The sequence below is a fragment of the Pantoea sp. 9140 genome (genome assembly GCF_000745295.1).
Taxonomy (GTDB): domain Bacteria; phylum Pseudomonadota; class Gammaproteobacteria; order Enterobacterales; family Enterobacteriaceae; genus Pantoea; species Pantoea vagans.
This window is the reverse complement of record NZ_JQNO01000001.1, coordinates 3,631,365-3,647,209: the sequence shown is the minus strand read 5'-3', so window position 1 is coordinate 3,647,209 and position 15,845 is coordinate 3,631,365. Positions and strand designations below refer to the sequence as shown.

Here is a 15,845-nt window from a genome sequence, read left to right as displayed (position 1 = left end):
TGAATTATTCCTCCCAAATCAGGAGCAGCGGATGATCCGGAAGCATCGACGAAAACAGGCAGCGATTGTGGCAGGCGTGGGATTGGGTGTGGCAGCTACGCTTTGGGGCATGAAACGCTGGCAGGCGCTGAAGCAGACGCCGCCAGTGTCACCGCGCAGTCATCACGCCGGGCTGGCGGGTTACTTTCAGCAGGTGGGCGACTGGCGCATGTTTACCCGCGTGACGCCCAATGAAGATCGGGGACTGCCGGTAGTGCTGGTTCACGGTCTGGTGATGTCGGGCCGGGCGATGGAGCCGCTGGCGCTGGCGCTGGGCCGCGACTATCACGTACTGGTACCGGATCTGCCGGGGTTTGGGGCCAGTGCGCTGCCGGCTTCTGCGCCGATCATGTCCGTGGATGAGCAGGCTGACGCACTCTGGCTCTGGCTGCAGCACAACGGGTTTCAGCGTGCCATCTGGGTCGGCAACTCGTTTGGCTGTCAGATTCTGGCGGCACTGGCGGTGAAATATCCGCAGGCCGTGGCGGGGCTGGTGTTGCAGGGGCCGACGGTCGATCGTCATGCCCGCAGCCTGCCGCGTCAGCTGTGGCGCAGCTGGCGTAATGGCCGCCTGGAAACGCGTCGTCCGCCGGGGCCGCTGGCCCGCATCGATTACGCTAAAGCGGGGCTCTGGCGCGCCTTTGGCACGATGCGCGCCATGCTGCGTGACCGCATCGAGCATCGTCTGACTTACATTACTGCGCCGACGCTGCTGCTGCGCGGTTCGCGCGATCCGATCTGTCGGGCGCGCTGGCTGGATGAGCTTGCTGCTCTGATGCCGCACAGTGAACGCCTGACGCTGCGCGACGGCACGCACACGCTGCACTACGTCTATCCGTGGAGTTTCTGCAACGCCATTCGCCCGTTCCTGGCGCGCATTCAGCAGGAGAATCAGCATGAGTAAACCGCCTAAAGGCATCGCCCGTTTTGACTCGGCCGCCGCCATGCTACTGGCGCTGGCCAATGCGCTCCACGATCGTCCCTTTGCCAGTCCGAGCCAGTCACCGACACTTGACCGGCTGCTACCCTCACTGAACCGTCTGCCGACCGGGCTGCGTGAGTGGGGCTATGCGCTGGGCGGCATGGCAGAAGGTATCAGCCTGCGTCAGGCGGGCGAGCTGGATGTGGAAGGCATCGCAGAATGGATGGTCAGCGAGTACCCGCAGCAGGATTATCCGGCGGCGTTTATTGGCTCGTCGAACGGTGCGCTGGTGCATCTGGCGTCGGCGATGGGCGTGCCCTGGCTGCCGCAGACCTTCCTCTGTCCGGTGCGGGCGACCAACAGCGATCCCGATGATGCGATGGCGAGCTTTGAGCAGGGCAAAGAGATTGCGGCTGCACTGCTGGCCGCCTGGCCGAGGCTGGCGGTGCACCATATGCATGACCCGAATCAGGATCGGCTGATGCTTGACCAGATGCGCTATTTCCGGCTGAAACTGCGCGAACTGCCGCTGGCTTTCAATGAATTCCTGATGGGGAGCCTGCCCGCGGGTTCAACGCTGTTTATCAACCACTGCACCCGCCAGTGGCCGGTGACACGCACCAGCGATCGCTCGTTCTTTCAGTTTGGCGCGCTCGGTGGCGCAACCGAAAAAGAGTATTTACAGGGTGGCCCGCGGGTAGCGGAATATCTGGCGCGTTACGGCATTGACCGCGAGCGCTGGACGCCGCCTGACATCACTGACCACGTGCCGGAAGCGGAGTGGGGCCTGGATGGTTATCTGATTTCCCCGCTGAAAAAACTGGCGGCGGCGCAGAACTGGAAGCTGATGGAGATTCGTTACGAAGACCCGGAAGCAATGAGTTTTGTGGTGGCGGAGATTTATCGCGACTGGTATCTGGCAGCGGGCATTTTATCGACCCGGCTGACGGTGGACAGTTTCCTGCTGATGGATCCCTGGTGTACCCAGCAGCAGCAGGCGATTCCGTTCTGGCTGGTGTTCTGTACCGAACCGTCCGCAGCGGCGCTGCAACGCTTCCTGGAAAAACAGCCGCCGTTTCGTAACATCGACATGATGCTCTTTTCTCACGGCACCGACAGCATCGGGCTGGCGGAGATTGATCGCTGGCAGGCACTGTTATCCCATGCGCGTGATGAGGGGGCATTGATTGGGGTGGATGAAGCGCGGTTCCCGCGTGATTTCGCGACGTTTGCCCGCTTCGACTCGGCGCTGCGTGAACGGGCACCGCTGTTGCCACCACCCCCTCCACTCAGTACAGAGAAGGTGATGGCGGGCATTAAACGCTACGGTGCAAAATATGGCGTCACCCTGACGGCGCTGACGTAGCCGCCGTCAGCCGTGCTTATTCGCCGTCGGTGATCGGCTGGCGCACCAGCAGCAGGTAGGCGAGTGCGCCAACCAGCGTCACACAGGCGCAAATCATCAGCGCCAGGCTGAACGATTTGGTGGTGTCGAGCACCCAGCCAGTGATGACGGGCGCGAACGAGGCGAAGATAAAGCTGGCGAAGTTCTGGATGCTGCCGACCGAGGCGGTCATGCGGGCGGTGACGTTGGCGTGGATAAGCCCCCAGCACGACGTTCCGGCAAAGTGGATACAGAACAGCGCCATCCCAATCAGCGTCACGGCGCTGGTGGTGTCGGTCGCGCGGGTCACCACCGCGGTAAACCCGGCGGACAGCAGCATTCCGCTGACGATGCAGACTTTGCGGGTTTTCACCGCGTTAAAGCCGCGACGCACCAGCGAATCAACCACATAGCCATTCAGCAGCATGCCCGCCGCACCAAACAGGAATGGAATCGCCGCCAGCAGGCCGGTACTTTTCAGATCGAGATGATAGGTCGATTGCAGATAGCCCGGCAGCCAGGCGATATAGAGCCACGCAGTGTAGTTGATGCCGCTGAAGCCAATCATCATGCCCCACATGGTGCGCTGCTTAAACAGGCCGCGCCACTCTCTGAAGCTGATCGGCTCTTTACGCGATGCCACGCTGCCCGCCTGCAGATAGTGGATCTCTTCGGCGCTCAGAGTGTTGTTATCGCGGTCGCGGTAAATCATATACCAGCCGATCGCGAGGAACATGCCGAGGATACCGATGGTGACAAACATGCCGCGCCAGCCCATCACCAGCATCATCGCCGCCAGAATCGGCGGGGCTACGGACAGCCCAATCATCGAGGCGGCATTAAACATCCCCATCGGCATGCCGCGATCTTTAATGTTGAACCAGTCGTTGATGACTTTCACGCCGCATGGGTTCATCGGCGCTTCGCCAATGCCGAGACCGATGCGCACCAGCACGAACTGGGTGAAGTTATGCACCAGACCAGAGGCCGCCTGGAACAGCGACCAGATGAACATGCCGATACCGAGCATAATGCGCGGGCCTTTACGATCCAGCAGCGCACCGCACGGCAACTGCGCCAGGCCATACGCCAGCGAAAAAGCAGAGAGCAGGAGGCCGATTTCGGTGGCGCTCAGCCCCATCTCGTCGCGGATGGTCATATTCGCCACCGACAGCGAGCTGCGATCCAGATAGTTGATGATAGCGGCGAACAGCAGCAGCAACATTGCCGTGATCTGCACTTTGCGGATGCGCGGTGAACGCACCACGTCGCTGCGCATCGGCACGAAATCCTGGCCTGGTGGCGTGTCGCCGGTCACGCTGTCGCGGCCGGTCACTGAAGTCTTTTCCATTGCACTCTCCCGAAACTGGGTACTTATCGTTATGGTGAGAAGGGGTCTGCGCGCAGCGGCAAAAGGCCGCCGTGACGTTGCAGTCGAGACTAAGAGCAAAGGGTTAAGGATGTTGCAAAGATGTTTCTGAATCGTGCGGGAGCTAATGCTTTGTGGTTTTTAATCGGTTTTTAATTGTACTGACCGATTGAGCGCACCATCGAGGTTTTGGCGGTCGCCAGATGGTTATGTAAGGCACAGAGCGCGTCGATATCCTGACGGCCAATCAGCGCGGTGAGAATCGCCATATGCTCCTCCAGCGCCACAATATTGCGCTGCTTGAGATCGCTTTCATCCCACTGATAATGCGAATGAAAAATCACCGAGATTATCTCCAGCGACTGATTGAAAAACGGGTTGTTAGCGGCGGATAAAATCAGCGAATGCATCTGTCGGTCCAGCGCGGCAAAGTGGCGATAGTTGCTGGCAATGGTGTCGCGCATCGATCGGTGACGATCCAGCAGATCCCGCGCCTGGACCCAGCGTTCATCGCTGGCGGGCAGATTGAGGAAGCGGCTCAGGGCGTGGGTTTCCAGCATCTCGCGCAGCTCAAACAGCTTCTCGGCGTAATCCTGCGTGAACTTCTTCATCCGCCACTGACCACGTTTCACCGGCTCCAGCAGGTCATAGCGCATAAAGCGCAGCAGAAACTCGCGTACCACTACCGGACTGACCTTCACCTGCTGCGCCAGTTGCAGCTCGCTGAAGGTGTCGCCCGGCACCAGCTGCCGCTGATTAATCATATTAAAAAACATCTGCTCGAAGTGGCTGGCCTGCTGCTCAATCGGCGGCGTTAAGGCGCTAAAGCCGTCATCTTCACGCGGATCGCGCACGATAACGTAAGTCTGATCGACTTTATCCAGCACGCCGCACTGATGCAGATAGTGCAGGGTATGACGCACCGTGGTACGGCTGATATTGAACATCTCGGCCAGCGCGGCCTGCGGCGGCAGGGGTGAACAGATGTGACGCTGAGCAATACTTTCCAGCATCTGGTTGATCACGTTCTGACGCAAATTCTGGCTGCGGCTCATCTCACTCTCCGGTTTTTTATGCATTAAAAACCATTCAAAGCCCAAAAAAATCGCCGTGCTTCACACTTCCCGCAAACGAACGCCGCGCGGCGAGCAGGATTCGCCATAACTGCCAGCAGGACAACCGGAGAATCACCATGACAACAATGAAAGCACTGGTCATCGCTGAACCACGTAAGATGGTCTGGACCACACGCGACACCCCCACGCCTGCCGCGGGCGAGGCACTGATTAAAATCCTGACTGCCGGGATCTGCGGCACTGATATCCACGCCTGGTCCGGCAATCAGCCGTTCTTCAGCTATCCACGGGTACTGGGCCATGAAATCTGTGCAGAAGTGGTGGCGCTGGGCAGTGGCGCGGAAGGTTTTCAGCCAGGCCAGCGGGTGGCACTCATGCCCTACATCTCCTGCCTGCGCTGCGACGCCTGCCAGAGCGGAAAAACCAACTGCTGTGAGCGGATCTCGGTGATTGGCGTGCATCAGGATGGCGGTTTCTGCGACTACCTGAGCGTGCCGGTCAGCACCCTGCTGGCGGTGGATGAGGTCGCACCGGAAGCGGCCGCGCTGATTGAGCCGTTTGCCATCAGTGCCCATGCGGTGCGGCGTGCCGGAATTGGAGCGGATGAGCAGGTGCTGGTGGTCGGAGCCGGGCCGATTGGGCTGGGTGTCGCCGCCATTGCCGCCGCCAGTGGTGCGCAGGTGGTGGTCGCGGATACCAGCGAATTTCGTCGCCAGCATGTCGCTGACCAGCTCGGTCTGGCGGCACTGAATCCGGCTGATGAGGCGTTCGATAGTGCGCTACGCGAGCAGTTTGGTGGCCGTCTGGCGCTGAAAGTGATTGACGCCACCGGCAATCCGGCGGCGATGAACAATGCAGTCAACCTGATGCGGCACGGCGGCACCATCGTCTATGTCGGTCTGCACAAAGGCGATCTGGTCATCCCGGACAGTGAATTCCACAAAAAAGAGGCCACGCTGATGGGCAGCCGCAACGCCACCCGCGAAGACTTTGATCGGGTGCGTGCGTTAATGGCCAGCGGTCAGCTGCGCGCCGACATGATGCTGAATCACCATCTGGCTTTCTCCACGCTGGATGAAACCTTTGAGGCGCTGGTCATCAACAACCGTGAGCTGATCAAAGGCGTCATTCACTTCGACAGGTAACGTGATTCAGGGCGCGGTGAGGATCTCAAAGAAGTGCGCCCGCACCGCGTCGGCATCCACGCCAAGCGCGATGCGCTGGGCCGGCAGACCGGCAAACGGATCGGCTCGTGATGCCAGCGCGCTGAGCTTACGCACCGTCTGACCGCAGGCGATGCCCTCGGTAATCACCCGCAGCGGGCTTTCGGTGAGCGTAAACACCTGCGGCAGCGTCAGCCACGCCACCGCCAGGGTGTCGTGCAGCGCCATACCGTCGAATCCCTCTTTCTCCAGACTGTAAGCCAGGTAAGGGCGACAGATCGCGCTCAGCACCGGCTGGTTCAGACGCTGCACTTCATCGCCGCTGATCAGCACCTTGTGCGTGACATCCAGCGGGATCACTACCACGTTCAGCGCCGACGCGAGCACCTGATCGGCGGCGTGCGGATCTTTCCAGATATTAAATTCGCTGAAAGGCGTCACGTTGCCGCTGTGGCCGTCGGTGCCAAACGCGCCGCCCATGATCACCAGCTCTTTGACCAGCGGAATAATATCCGGCGCCTGATTAATGGCCGTGGCGATATTGGTCAGCGGACCAATTGCCACCAGGGTGATCTGATGCGGCTGCGCCCGCACGCTGTCGATAATAAACTGCACCGCGCCTGGCGCCTCATCGCTAAAAGCATTATCAAACGCATCGCCCAGCCCATCTTCGCCGTGCAGCCTGGCGGGCGCAGAGGGGGTCAGCGCCAGCGGCCGTGAACAGCCGCGCCAGACCGCTGCGTTAATCGCCATTTTGTCGCAGAATAGCCGGGCATTTTTCACCGCCTGACCCACTGCCACGTTACCAAAAACCGTGGTAATCCCCAGCAGATGCTGCGTCCGCGCCGCATAAGCCAGCGCAAAGGCGTCATCCACGCCGATATCAGTATCAAAAATCAGGGTACGCATAGGCTCTCCGCAACAGGCTGTAAACCTTCAGCATTACCCCGCCAGCGGGCAGGGCGTCAAGCGATTCAGCCGTATTGCCAGCCTGGAACGGGCGTCGTATTATCACCGGCTCAAGGTGATGGCGTGCCACCTTTCCTAACCGCCGGTGGGCTTAACACCGGCTGATGACGCCTGACACTCAATCCTTTCGCGGGAGCTGAGGTGTCAGGCGCAGTTTATCTCTGCCTCTCCTCCTCAGCCCGGCATTACTCTGTAATCAGGAGCAAGACATGTTTAAACCCTTACTGGCTGTGGTGATCGGCGGCTCTGCCGGCTGTGTACTGCGCTGGCTGTTCGCAATGCGTTTTAATGCACTCTTTCCCAACCTGCCGCCCGGCACGCTGCTGGTGAATCTGATCGGCGGTCTGGTGATCGGCGGGGCGATGGCCTGGTTTGTCCGCCATCCCGACATCGACCCGATCTGGAAACTGTTAATCGTCACCGGACTCTGCGGCGGGCTGACGACTTTCTCCTCTTTCACGGCAGAATTAATGGTGTTGCTACAATCAGGGAAGTATTTCTGGGCGATGGCCAGCGCGCTGGTGCATGTGGTTGGCTCGCTGCTGATGGCGTTTGCCGGTTTCGCACTGGTCACGCTGCTGGGCTGACCCGGCGCATCATACCGCTCAAGCGATACTGATTTCGGGCGTGTGCGCGGTGCATCGGATAATGCGCGGCGCTGACGCTGACCCTCACCGATTATTCCGGACGATTAAGGAGCCGAGCAAATGCGAACCAATCCCACCTTCCTTAACCTGGTGTTGTTAAACGGTGAACCCGGCCAGAAGCTCCAGGCGGCGCGTGACGCCGGTTTTGATCAGGTCGAGATCTGGCGCGAGGATGTTGAAGCCTGTGAAGGCGGTGCAGCGACACTGGCTGAGATCAGCGCACGACAGGGACCTGGCTTTACCAATCTGCAGGTGCTGCGTGATTTCACCGGCGCACCCAGTGCGTTGCGATCTCAGAAGCGCGAAGAGCTGCGTCAGTTCATACAGATTGCCCAGGCGCTGGGCTGTGACACCATTCAGGCACCGGCCAGCACCCGTGAGGATTGCTGTGCCGACCAGATTGATGATGACCTGCGCTGGATGGCCTCTGAAGCCGCGCGCTACAACATGCGCATTATGTATGAGCCGATGGCCTGGTGCAGCGTGGATAACACCCTGCCGCTGGCGTGGCAGCGATTGCAGCGGCTCGATCAGCCTAATATCGGGCTGGTGGTCGATCTGTTCCACATCTGCGCGCTGGGTGGTGATGCGTCCCATCTGGACGGCATTCCCGCCGATCGCATCTATGAAGTGCAGCTGTGCGATATGGCTGTCGTTCCCGCACAGGATAAGCAGAGCCTGATGGCGATGGCCAAGCACCAGCGTCTGCTGCCCGGCGATGGGATTATCAATGTTGAGCGCTTTGTCGATAAGCTCAAAAGCGCGGGCTATCAGGGGCCGGTGGGGATTGAAGTCTTTAATGATGCGCTGAAACGCCTGCCGCCCGACGTGGCTGCCCGCCATGCCTGGCAGGCGTTAACGCGCTGCTGGGGTTAATCCTGTAAGCACTGCCCGATAAACGCGGCGGCGTGCATGGCACCCTGAGCGGAAATGGTGTGGCCGGTGGCGGGTTCAAAGCGCGCGTCGACCGGCACCGCCGCGGCTCGCAGCCGGGCCGCCGCAGATTCGCTCTCCTGCCACGGGATGACTTCATCGGCCTGGCCGTGGATCAGCAGGGCGGGCACATGAGCCTGCGGAGTTAATTCACCGTCAACCGCCAGACGACCGGAAAAGGCGACCACGCCCGCCAGCGGATAACGGCCAGACGCCAGCGCATCCAGCGCCATGATCGACCCCTGAGAGAAGCCCACCAGCACCACATCCTGCCAGCGGTCGGCAAAGCCGTGCTGCGCGACAATTTCATTGAGTGTCGCATCAAACGCGGCCCGTGCCGCCCGAACCCGACCAGGCCGGTTTTCTGGCGTTACGTCTGTCAGGCTGAACCACTGCCAGCCAAAACCGGCGGGAAAACGTTCAGGTGCATTGGGCGAGGCAAAAACCACATCCGGCAACAGCGTCGCCCAGTGACGGCCAATCGGTGCCAGATCGTCGCCGTTACTGCCCACGCCATGCAGAAAAATCACCAGTGCTTTTGCCATCATTGCTCCTTTTATAAACCGTATTCACTCAGATCAGGACCCGCCGGAACGATGCCGTTCGGGTTCAGCGCCTTGATCGAGTAGTAACCCTGTTTGATATGGTCAATGTTGACCGTTTCACGTACGCCAGAGACCGACAACATGCTCTTAAGATAGCGGTTCAGCAGCGTATAGTCGCGGATCCGGCGCAGGTTGCATTTGAACAGGCCATGATAGGCGACGTCAAAGCGAATCAGGGTCACAAACAGCCGGATGTCGGTTTCCGTCAGCCGTTCACCCAGCAGGAAGGTACGACCATCGCTGAGCAGCGCCTCCAGTTCATCGAGCTGGCTGAAAACGTCATTAAACGCCTGCTGATAGCTGACAGAGGTCGTGGCAAAGCCCGCGCGATAAACACCGTTATTCAGACGCGGATAAAGGCTCTCATTCAGCGCATCAATCTCCGCACGCAGCGCGGCAGGGTAAAGATCGATGCGGTTATCGGCCAGATCGCCAAAGCCGCTGTTAAACATCCGCACAATGTCCGCAGACTCGTTGCTGACGATGGTGGCGGTTTTCCTGTCCCACAGCACCGGCACAGTGGCCCGTCCGCTGTAGTCGGGCGCGACGCGGGTATAGATTTCATGCAGGTATTGCGCGTTATTCAGCGGATCCGGCTGCGCGCCGGGAAAGTTGCCGAAGCGCCAGCCCTGAGCGCCAAGCTGCGGCTCGACCACCGTCACGCCGATCAGCGCTTCCAGCCCCTTGAGCTTACGGGCGATCAGCGCACGCGACGCCCATGGGCAGATCAGCGCCACATAGAGGTGGTAGCGATCGGGTTCGGCGGCGAATGCCGTGGAGCCATCGCTGCTGATAAAGTCCCGGAAGCCGGACGTCTGACGGACAAAGCCGCCCTGTTTATCGGTAGCCTGCACCGGATGCCAGTCACTACTCCATTTGCCTTCTACTAACATCGCGCGACTCCTCTCTGTTTTGAGAAGCAGCTTAACTGATGACTAAACGGCTGATAATCCGGTCATAAAGACAATCATTTCTTCCATTATGGAAGGAATCACGCAGGCGGGAAGTGGGTAAAGTGGGTCACCAGAAAATCGATGAGCAGGCGCGCCCGGTGCGCCAGATGACGGGCGGGCGGATAGACCACAAACAGGCCCAGCGGCGGTGTGTCGAAGTTATCCAGCAGCCGGACAATATCACCCTGTTGCAGCGCGGGAGCGGCGATGAAACCGGGCAGACGCGCAATGCCTAATCCGGCCATCGCTGCCTGCAGACAGGCTTCAGTGTTGGCAAATCGCAGACGGCCCCGGACCGGCACGGTGACAATCTCGTTGCTGCCGTCACCGCTGACAAACGGCCAGTGCCAGGGATCGCGGAAATTGGTGTCGATAATGCACTGATGCTGCGCCATGTCCCGCCAGTGTTGTGGCGTACCGAACTGCTCAAGATAGATCGGTGACGCAGCAATGCGGACATGCACTTCGCCCAGCTTGCGCGCCACCAGACTGCTGTCGCTGAGGTTGCCGATGCGGATCGCCATATCAAATCCCTCATCGACGATGTTCACGGCCCGGTCGGAAAAGCTGACATCCAGTTCAATCAGTGGATAGCGCCGGGCAAACGCCACCAGCACCTGAGAAAGCACCGCCGTGCCAAAAGAGCCGGGCGCACTGATTTTCAGCCTGCCGGTGGGGGTGGTGGCGCTTTCACGCACGCTGGCATCCAGCGTTTCAAACGCATCGAGCAGGTTTTTTACCCGCTCATAATAACTACGGCCAACGTCGGTGGGCGAGAGGGCGCGCGTGCTACGCTTAAACAGCTGGACGCCGAGCTGCTGCTCCAGCTTTGAAACCAGTTTAGAAGCCTGACTGCTGCTGGTACCGAGACGCAGCGCTGCCGCTGAAAAGCTGCCGGTTTCCAGCACCGTGACAAACATCCGGTCACAATCGAGTCGATCCATGGCGAAGTCCTGAAAGGGTAAAGTCGCAGTATAGAAGCTGCGGCCAGGCGTTGCAGCCTTCACTTTGCGTGCCTTAACCCTTTCGCTGCCGCGGAAAACCTGCTTGACTGACGCTCTGCCCGACGTTCTCTGGAGTAATTCATGTCGCTGATTCACCTGACGTCACTGGCGGCGATCCCGGCCGCCGAGTGGGATGCGCTGTTGCCTGATGACCAGCCGTTTTTGCGCCACGCCTTTCTGCTTACGTTAGAAGAGAGCGGCAGCGTGCGGCCTGAGTCGGGCTGGCAGCCTGATCATCTGCTGTGGCGGGAAAAGGGCGTGACGCGCGCCGCGCTGCCGGGCTACCAGAAATATCATTCACAGGGCGAGTATGTTTTTGATCACGCCTGGGCGGATGCCAGCCAGCGCGCCGGGATCCGCTACTACCCGAAATGGCTGGGGGCGATTCCCTTCAGCCCGGTCAGCGGCGCGCGCCTGCTGGGTGACGCCTCTGCCGCCGCACAGCTGCTGTCGGCCCTGCCGGAGAGCCTGTTGCAGCACGGCTTAAGCGGCGCACACATCAACTTTACCGATGCGCAGGCGAACCTGCTGCTGGCCGATCAGCCCGACTGGCTCTCCCGGCTCGGCTGTCAGTATCACTGGCACAACCGTGGCTACCGTGATTTTCAGGACTTCCTGGACACGCTGATGTCGCGCAAGCGCAAACAGCTGCGTAAAGAGCGTGAGCAGGTGGCGCAGAGCGGCTTTGCGTTTGACCGCTATGGCGGTGACCAGCTGCGTGAAGATCAGTGGGATTTTGTCTACACCTGTTACGCCAACACCTACGCGGTGCGCGGCCAGCGGCCCTATCTGACGCGCAACTTCTTCAGCCTGCTGGCAGAGCGGATGCCGCAGAATATTGTGGTAGTAATCGCCCGCCTGCAGCAGCAACCGGCGGCGATGGCCTTTTATCTGCGTGACAGCAACACGCTTTATGGCCGCTACTGGGGCTGTCTGGCGGAGTTTGACCGGCTGCACTTCGAAACCTGTTTTTATCAGGGGATGGATTTAGCGATTGACGAAGGGCTGACGCGATTTGATGCGGGGGCGCAGGGCGAGCACAAGCTGGTGCGCGGCTTTGAGCCGCAGATTACCCACTCCTGGCACTATCTGCTGCATCCCGGCCTGCGCGAGGCCGTGGCAGATTTTCTGGTGCAGGAGCGGGAAGGCGTACGCGGCTGGGCGGAAGAGGCGCGCGACGCCTTACCCTATCGACGCGGCGATTAATCGACGCCGACAAATCCGCCGGTCTGATGCTGCCACAGTCGGGCATAAAGACCGTTCTGCGCCAGCAGCTCCTGATGGCTGCCCATCTCGGCAATGCCGCCTTTATCCAGCACCACCAGCCGATCCATCTTCGCAATGGTCGACAGGCGGTGCGCAATGGCGATAACGGTTTTGCCCTGCATTAAGGACTCCAGGCTCTCCTGAATGGCGGCTTCCACTTCAGAGTCGAGGGCTGAGGTCGCCTCATCCATGATCAGAACCGGCGCGTCCTTCAGCAGCACGCGGGCAATCGCCACACGCTGACGCTGACCGCCCGACAGCTTCACGCCGCGCTCGCCCACGTGCGCGTCCAGCCCGGTGCGGCCCAGCGAGTCGGAGAGCAGCGGAATAAACTCATCGGCGCGGGCGCGGTGAATCGCCAGTTGCAGCTCCTCTTCAGTAGCGTCGGGACGGCCATAGAGCAGGTTTTCACGGATTGAGCGATGCAGCAGCGAGGTGTCCTGGGTGATCATGCCAATCTGGCTGCGCAGGCTCTCCTGGGTCACGACGGCAATATCCTGTTCGTCGATCACAATCCGCCCACCGTTCAGGTCATAAAGACGCAGCAGCAGGTTCACCAGCGTCGATTTACCGGCACCCGAGGGACCAATCAGACCAATCTTCTCACCGGGTCGGATGTCGAGGTTAAAACCGTTAATCACCTGACGGCCACCGCCATAATCGAAGCGCACATTCTCAAAGCGGATGTTGCCACGCGTCACCTTCAGCTGCTTCGCCTGCGGCGCATCCTGCACGCTCAGCGGCTGCGCAATGGTGTTCAGGCCATCCTGCACCATGCCGATGTTTTCGAAGATGCCGTTGACCACCCACATGATCCAGCCGGACATATTCACCAGACGAATCACCAGCCCGGTCGCCAGTGCAATCGCCCCGACGCTGATCAGCGACTGGCTCCACAGCCACAATGCCAGGCCGGATGTTGAAACAATCAGCAGGCCGTTCAGCGCCGACAGCGTCAGATCCATGCTGGTGACCATGCGGCTGGCGTGCTGGGTTTTGTCGGTCTGCTCCTGAATCGCCTCACGCGCGTACTGACGTTCCAGGTCGCTGTGGGCGAACAGCTTGATGGTGGCGATGTTGGTGTAGCCGTCAACAATGGTGCCCATCAGCTTTGAGCGCGCTTCCGAGGAGACCACCGAACGGGCTTTGACGCGCGGTACAAAGAAACGCAGCGAGGCGCTGTAGGCCACCATCCAGATAATCAGCGGGATCATCAGCCGCCAGTCGGCACCGGCAAACAGTACCAGCGAGGTTACGGCGTAGATCAGCACGTGCCAGATGGCGTCCACCAGCTGCACCGCCGAGTCACGCAGTGAACTGCCGGTCTGCATAATGCGCTGGGCAATACGCCCGGCGAAATCGCTCTGGAAGAAGTTAAGGCTCTGACGCAGCACGTAGTTGTGATGCTGCCAGCGGATCATGCTGGTCATGCTCGGGCTGATACTCTGATGCACCAGCATATCGTGCAGGGCGATAAAAACCGGCCGCAGAATCAGCGCCACCGCGCCCATCCACAGCAGTATCGGCCAGTTATCCCGGAACAGGGTGGCGGGCGTGGAGTGATTGACCATATCGATAATGCGGCTCAGATAGCTGAACAGCGACACTTCAATCAGGGCTGATGCCAGCCCGACCACCAGCAGCGCGGCAAAACTGGGCCAGACCTGGCGCAGGTAGTAGAGGTAAAACGACCAGACCGTTGAGGGGGGCGAATCGGTGGGTGCGTCCTGAAATATATTGATAAAACGCTCAAAACGACGATACAACATAGCGATACTCTTTCCGTCCGGTAAAGAGCTACAGCTTAGTGCATGAACCCCATTCGGCTAACAGGAGAAAATATGGAAATCACCATTCGGGCACGGGAACCGCAGGACGCTGCCGCTTATCAGCGGCTTTACAGTCATCCCGACGTCTATCCCTGGACGCTGCAGCTGCCGTTTCCCAGCGTCGCCACCTGGGAGAAAAAAATCGCCAGAATGGATGCCGAGGGCTTTATCGCCTTTGTCGCCGAGATCGACGGCGGACTGGCCGGCGAACTGACGCTGTTTGTGGATAACAAGCCGCGTACCCGCCACTGCATCAGCTTTGGGCTGGGCGTGCATCCCGATTTTGGTGGTCGCGGTGTTGGTGAGCGCCTGATCCGCACCGCGCTCGACTATTCCCGCAACTGGCTGGGCATTACCCGTATGGAGCTGGAAGTGTTTCACGACAACGATCGTGCGCTGCGGCTCTATGAGCGGCTGGGCTTTGAGCGGGAAGGGGTGAAACGCCAGGCCGCACTGCGTGACGGTCAGCTGCGCGATGTGGTGATGATGGCGAAGCTGCTGAACGGGGAGTGATAACCGGCGCGGCAGTGCTGCCGCGCCGTGTTGCGTTACGGATTTTTAGGGCTGTAGTGCTGCATGTTCTGCTGTGTGACCAGCTCAAACGGGATCCATTGGTGGGCGTCGACCTTCTGGCCTTTGATCATCTGCTGCGCCACCTCAACCGATTTCCTGCCCTGGCCCACGGCATCCTGGAACACCGTCACCGCCAGTCTGCCGCTCGCCAGCGCTTTCAGGCCATCCGGCGTGGCATCAATGCCGCCGACCAGAATGGTTTTCTTCGGCTTCGCCTGAGCAATCGCCATGGTTGCACCAATCGCCATTTCGTCGTTGTTAGCGGCGACAATATCAATCGCTTCCCCGTTCGACAGCCAGTTGAGCATTAAATCCATGCCCTCATTGCGCGCATAGTTGGCAGTCTGCTTGAGCACCACTTTCATTCCGGGATACTTTGCCACTACCTGCTCCACATCCCGGGTGCGCTGCAGTGCGCCCGCATCGCTGAGGTTACCGATCATGATGGCGACATTGCCGCGGTAACCGGCCTGCTTCGCCAGCGCCTCCATCTGCAACGTGCCGGACTCGCGTTCGTCAGAGCCGACAAACACCACGCCCGGTGGCAGGGTTTTATCGCCCGGCGTGCGGTTAACGTAGACCAGCGGAATGTGCGCCTGCTGCGCCAGTTTCGTCAGGGCTGGGGTGCTGGCGGAGTCGACCGGATCGACAATAATCGCATCCACCCCGGCGCTGATAAAGCTCTGTACCTGATCGGTCTGACGGCCGACGTCGCCGCGTGCATCTTCGAACTGCGCATCCAGCTGACGCGCTTTCGCCTCTTTCTCAATCGACTGGCGAATAATAGTCAGGAAGTTCTGGTCGAAATAAGCCATCGAAACGCCAATCTTCTCTGCCAGCGCCGACGTGGAAAGAGAGAGCAGACAGAGTAAGGCCCATGCGCGTGTTTTCATTGCGGACTCCCGAGGTTAACCGGATGGAATGGATTTTTCATTTATTATAAAAATGGATAAATAGGATCATCTGCAGCTTAGAAATTGCCGCCAGGTTTGACAAGCCGCCCGTTTCACTCTTGCTGGCGTCGCCACACTTTGCTGCAAATTCGTCGCGTCATAGCTGCCCGGGCCGGTTAAAACCCCGATCGGGTGCACACTCTGCGGCAGAGAGCAGCAG

General features: G+C 59.8%; 15 protein-coding genes and 1 riboswitch. Of the genes, 7 read left to right on the top strand and 8 right to left on the bottom strand.

The window, feature by feature from the left end; genetic code table 11:
• The first annotated feature begins 31 nt into the window (after positions 1-31).
• Both FA92_RS16955 and FA92_RS16950 read left to right on the top strand, forming a co-directional pair.
• The gene (locus tag FA92_RS16955) at positions 32-943 is read left to right on the top strand and encodes an alpha/beta fold hydrolase (RefSeq protein WP_033784255.1); all 912 of its coding nucleotides are present in this window, start codon (positions 32-34) and stop codon (positions 941-943) included.
• The gene (locus FA92_RS16950; RefSeq protein WP_013359420.1) at positions 936-2,327 is read left to right on the top strand and encodes a hypothetical protein; all 1,392 of its coding nucleotides are present in this window, start codon (positions 936-938) and stop codon (positions 2,325-2,327) included. Before FA92_RS16955 ends, FA92_RS16950 begins: the two co-directional genes overlap by 8 nt.
• Before the next feature lie 16 nt (positions 2,328-2,343).
• On the opposite strand, the gene FA92_RS16945 is transcribed toward FA92_RS16950, so the two are convergent.
• Positions 2,344-3,696, bottom strand: coding sequence for an MFS transporter (locus tag FA92_RS16945; protein ID WP_013359419.1), 1,353 nt, complete (start codon positions 3,694-3,696; stop codon positions 2,344-2,346).
• A 170-nt stretch (positions 3,697-3,866) separates the two neighbouring features.
• Complete coding sequence (locus FA92_RS16940) at positions 3,867-4,769, bottom strand: GntR family transcriptional regulator (protein WP_033784254.1); 903 nt, start codon at positions 4,767-4,769, stop codon at positions 3,867-3,869.
• A 137-nt stretch (positions 4,770-4,906) separates the two neighbouring features.
• Between FA92_RS16940 and FA92_RS16935 the strand changes: the two genes are divergently transcribed.
• On the top strand, positions 4,907-5,935 hold the full coding sequence (locus tag FA92_RS16935; protein ID WP_033784253.1) for a zinc-binding alcohol dehydrogenase family protein: 1,029 nt from the start codon (positions 4,907-4,909) through the stop codon (positions 5,933-5,935).
• A gap of 6 nt (positions 5,936-5,941) precedes the next feature.
• Here FA92_RS16935 and FA92_RS16930 read toward each other — a convergent pair whose 3' ends face one another.
• Positions 5,942-6,862 (bottom strand): nucleoside hydrolase, encoded by a 921-nt coding sequence (locus FA92_RS16930; protein ID WP_033784251.1) that lies wholly within the window; start codon positions 6,860-6,862, stop codon positions 5,942-5,944.
• A gap of 105 nt (positions 6,863-6,967) precedes the next feature.
• Positions 6,968-7,043: riboswitch (Fluoride riboswitch) on the top strand.
• A gap of 88 nt (positions 7,044-7,131) precedes the next feature.
• Between FA92_RS16930 and crcB the strand changes: the two genes are divergently transcribed.
• Together crcB and FA92_RS16920 are read left to right on the top strand one after the other, a co-directional pair.
• Entirely contained in the window at positions 7,132-7,509 is a 378-nt protein-coding gene (gene crcB / locus FA92_RS16925; protein WP_033784250.1) for a fluoride efflux transporter CrcB, read from the top strand.
• A gap of 120 nt (positions 7,510-7,629) precedes the next feature.
• Positions 7,630-8,445 carry a sugar phosphate isomerase/epimerase family protein gene (locus tag FA92_RS16920; protein WP_033784249.1) on the top strand — a complete coding sequence of 272 codons (816 nt, stop codon included), beginning with the start codon at positions 7,630-7,632 and terminating at the stop codon, positions 8,443-8,445.
• Here FA92_RS16920 and FA92_RS16915 read toward each other — a convergent pair.
• The 3 genes from FA92_RS16915 to FA92_RS16905 all read right to left on the bottom strand — a co-directional run bounded on the left by FA92_RS16915 (position 8,442) and on the right by FA92_RS16905 (position 11,004).
• Entirely contained in the window at positions 8,442-9,047 is a 606-nt protein-coding gene (locus tag FA92_RS16915; protein ID WP_013359412.1) for a prolyl oligopeptidase family serine peptidase, read from the bottom strand. The two genes, FA92_RS16920 and FA92_RS16915, sit on opposite strands and share 4 nt — an antisense overlap.
• Before the next feature lie 11 nt (positions 9,048-9,058).
• Positions 9,059-10,000 carry a glutathione S-transferase family protein gene (locus FA92_RS16910; RefSeq protein WP_033784248.1) on the bottom strand — a complete coding sequence of 314 codons (942 nt, stop codon included), beginning with the start codon at positions 9,998-10,000 and terminating at the stop codon, positions 9,059-9,061.
• Positions 10,001-10,098: 98 nt separating this feature from the next.
• Positions 10,099-11,004 carry a LysR family transcriptional regulator gene (locus FA92_RS16905; protein ID WP_013359410.1) on the bottom strand — a complete coding sequence of 302 codons (906 nt, stop codon included), beginning with the start codon at positions 11,002-11,004 and terminating at the stop codon, positions 10,099-10,101.
• Between the two features lie 141 nt (positions 11,005-11,145).
• Between FA92_RS16905 and FA92_RS16900 the strand changes: the two genes are divergently transcribed.
• Positions 11,146-12,270: a GNAT family N-acetyltransferase gene (locus FA92_RS16900; RefSeq protein ID WP_033784247.1), complete on the top strand. Its 1,125-nt coding sequence runs from the start codon at positions 11,146-11,148 to the stop codon at positions 12,268-12,270.
• Here the strand turns inward: FA92_RS16900 and FA92_RS16895 are convergent.
• Complete coding sequence (locus FA92_RS16895; RefSeq protein ID WP_013359408.1) at positions 12,267-14,099, bottom strand: ABC transporter ATP-binding protein; 1,833 nt, start codon at positions 14,097-14,099, stop codon at positions 12,267-12,269. The two genes, FA92_RS16900 and FA92_RS16895, sit on opposite strands and share 4 nt — an antisense overlap.
• 72 nt (positions 14,100-14,171) lie before the next feature.
• On the opposite strand from FA92_RS16895, the gene FA92_RS16890 reads away from it, so the two are divergent.
• Positions 14,172-14,672, top strand: a complete 501-nt coding sequence (locus FA92_RS16890; protein ID WP_033784246.1) for a GNAT family N-acetyltransferase — start codon at positions 14,172-14,174, stop codon at positions 14,670-14,672.
• A gap of 35 nt (positions 14,673-14,707) precedes the next feature.
• On the opposite strand, the gene FA92_RS16885 is transcribed toward FA92_RS16890, so the two are convergent.
• Positions 14,708-15,625, bottom strand: a complete 918-nt coding sequence (locus FA92_RS16885; protein ID WP_033784245.1) for a sugar ABC transporter substrate-binding protein — start codon at positions 15,623-15,625, stop codon at positions 14,708-14,710.
• Positions 15,626-15,845: the final 220 nt, after the last annotated feature.

Bases quoted from the DNA above. Each gene is read 5' to 3' on its own strand.
- FA92_RS16905 (WP_013359410.1), bottom strand. From the start codon at position 11,004: ATGGATCGACTCGATTGTGACCGGATGTTTGTCACGGTGCTGGAAACC.
- FA92_RS16950 (WP_013359420.1), top strand. From the start codon at position 936: ATGAGTAAACCGCCTAAAGGCATCGCCCGTTTTGACTCGGCCGCCGCC.
- FA92_RS16890 (WP_033784246.1), top strand. From the start codon at position 14,172: ATGGAAATCACCATTCGGGCACGGGAACCGCAGGACGCTGCCGCTTAT.
- FA92_RS16945 (WP_013359419.1), bottom strand. From the start codon at position 3,696: ATGGAAAAGACTTCAGTGACCGGCCGCGACAGCGTGACCGGCGACACG.
- FA92_RS16930 (WP_033784251.1), bottom strand. From the start codon at position 6,862: ATGCGTACCCTGATTTTTGATACTGATATCGGCGTGGATGACGCCTTT.
- crcB (WP_033784250.1), top strand. From the start codon at position 7,132: ATGTTTAAACCCTTACTGGCTGTGGTGATCGGCGGCTCTGCCGGCTGT.
- FA92_RS16910 (WP_033784248.1), bottom strand. From the start codon at position 10,000: ATGTTAGTAGAAGGCAAATGGAGTAGTGACTGGCATCCGGTGCAGGCT.
- FA92_RS16915 (WP_013359412.1), bottom strand. From the start codon at position 9,047: ATGGCAAAAGCACTGGTGATTTTTCTGCATGGCGTGGGCAGTAACGGC.
- FA92_RS16935 (WP_033784253.1), top strand. From the start codon at position 4,907: ATGACAACAATGAAAGCACTGGTCATCGCTGAACCACGTAAGATGGTC.
- FA92_RS16900 (WP_033784247.1), top strand. From the start codon at position 11,146: ATGTCGCTGATTCACCTGACGTCACTGGCGGCGATCCCGGCCGCCGAG.
- FA92_RS16955 (WP_033784255.1), top strand. From the start codon at position 32: ATGATCCGGAAGCATCGACGAAAACAGGCAGCGATTGTGGCAGGCGTG.
- FA92_RS16920 (WP_033784249.1), top strand. From the start codon at position 7,630: ATGCGAACCAATCCCACCTTCCTTAACCTGGTGTTGTTAAACGGTGAA.
- FA92_RS16895 (WP_013359408.1), bottom strand. From the start codon at position 14,099: ATGTTGTATCGTCGTTTTGAGCGTTTTATCAATATATTTCAGGACGCA.
- FA92_RS16885 (WP_033784245.1), bottom strand. From the start codon at position 15,625: ATGAAAACACGCGCATGGGCCTTACTCTGTCTGCTCTCTCTTTCCACG.
- FA92_RS16940 (WP_033784254.1), bottom strand. From the start codon at position 4,769: ATGAGCCGCAGCCAGAATTTGCGTCAGAACGTGATCAACCAGATGCTG.